The organism is Arhodomonas sp. KWT, from assembly GCF_010993615.1.
The window spans coordinates 1-1,107 of the sequence record NZ_WNXE01000533.1 but is presented as its reverse complement, the minus strand read 5'-3'; the positions used below and the strand labels follow the sequence as shown (position 1 = coordinate 1,107).

Here is a 1,107-nt window from a genome sequence, read left to right as displayed (position 1 = left end):
CTCCGGCAGGATCATCTCGATGTAGAGATCCGCGTCGCCGAAGGAGAAGTCGAACTCTACGAACCCGTCGGCGCGCCGGTTGGTTACATGCACGTAGCAGTCGTGGGTCTGCCTCTGTCCCATTGCCTTGTCCGCGTTCGCCGCTGATGATGGGTTCACTCGTGGCAGCAGGCCGGCGGCCCGCTTCCGCCCATCAATAATGCAGGAGCCGTGCCAACTTTTTATGTCATTGATATGCCGCAAATTGCTGCGGGTGCAACACAAAATCTCGATAAAACGAAAAATAACGATATAATGAACCCGCGCCGCGGTGCTTGATGATTTGCTCAACCGCGGCCGACGGCACGGAGGAGAGGCCATGACATCGGGGATCACCTTCGACCGGCTGCCGGAGCTCGCGGCCCAGTTCCATCTGTGCTTCCGCTCCGGGCACATCTACCTGGAGGGCCAGCGCATGGTGCTGCTGCACACCGGCGCGCTGGGGGCCCTGCGCCGGGAGCTGGTGGATACCCTCGGCCTGGACCGCACCCGCGGGGTGCTCACCCGCATGGGCTACGCCTCCGGCAAGCGCGACGCCGAGATGGCCCGGGAGCTCCTCCCCCGGGCCAGCGACGAGGACCTCATGAACCTCGGCCCGCAGCTGCATTCCCTGGAGGGCATCGCCCACGTCACCCCGATCCGTTTCGACATCGACGTCGCCGGCGGGCGCTATTCCGGCGAGTTCCTCTGGGAGGACTCCTTCGAGGCCGCGGTCCACCTAGAGGCCTTCGGCCCCTACCATGACGCGGTCTGCTGGATGCAGCTCGGCTACGCCACCGGCTATACCACGGCGATCATGGGGAAATCGGTGATCTTCCGGGAGGTGGACTGCCGCGGGAAGGGCGACACCAACTGCCGCATCGTCGGCAAACCGGTGGAGGACTGGGGCGAGGAGATCACCGAGGAGCTGCAGTACTTCGAGCCGGAGAACGTCGCCGAGCAGCTGGTCGCCCTGCAGGATCAGGTGGAGCACCTGCGCTACTCCATCGACGAGCAGACCAACCTCGGCGATATGGTGGGGGTATCGCCGGCGTTCCGCGAGACCGGCGAGATCATCCGCAAGGCCGC

At 64.7% G+C, this 1,107-nt stretch carries 2 protein-coding genes; one reads left to right on the top strand and one right to left on the bottom strand.

The genetic code is table 11. The features are described 5' to 3' along the window. A partial coding sequence (locus tag G7A99_RS20485; protein ID WP_240466363.1) for a phenol hydroxylase subunit occupies positions 1–123 on the bottom strand: 123 nt, incomplete at its 3' end. Positions 124–358: 235 nt separating this feature from the next. Between G7A99_RS20485 and G7A99_RS20480 the strand changes: the two genes are divergently transcribed. After that, the coding region (locus G7A99_RS20480) for a XylR N-terminal domain-containing protein (RefSeq protein ID WP_205599962.1) at positions 359–1,107 on the top strand (749 nt) is incomplete at its 3' end.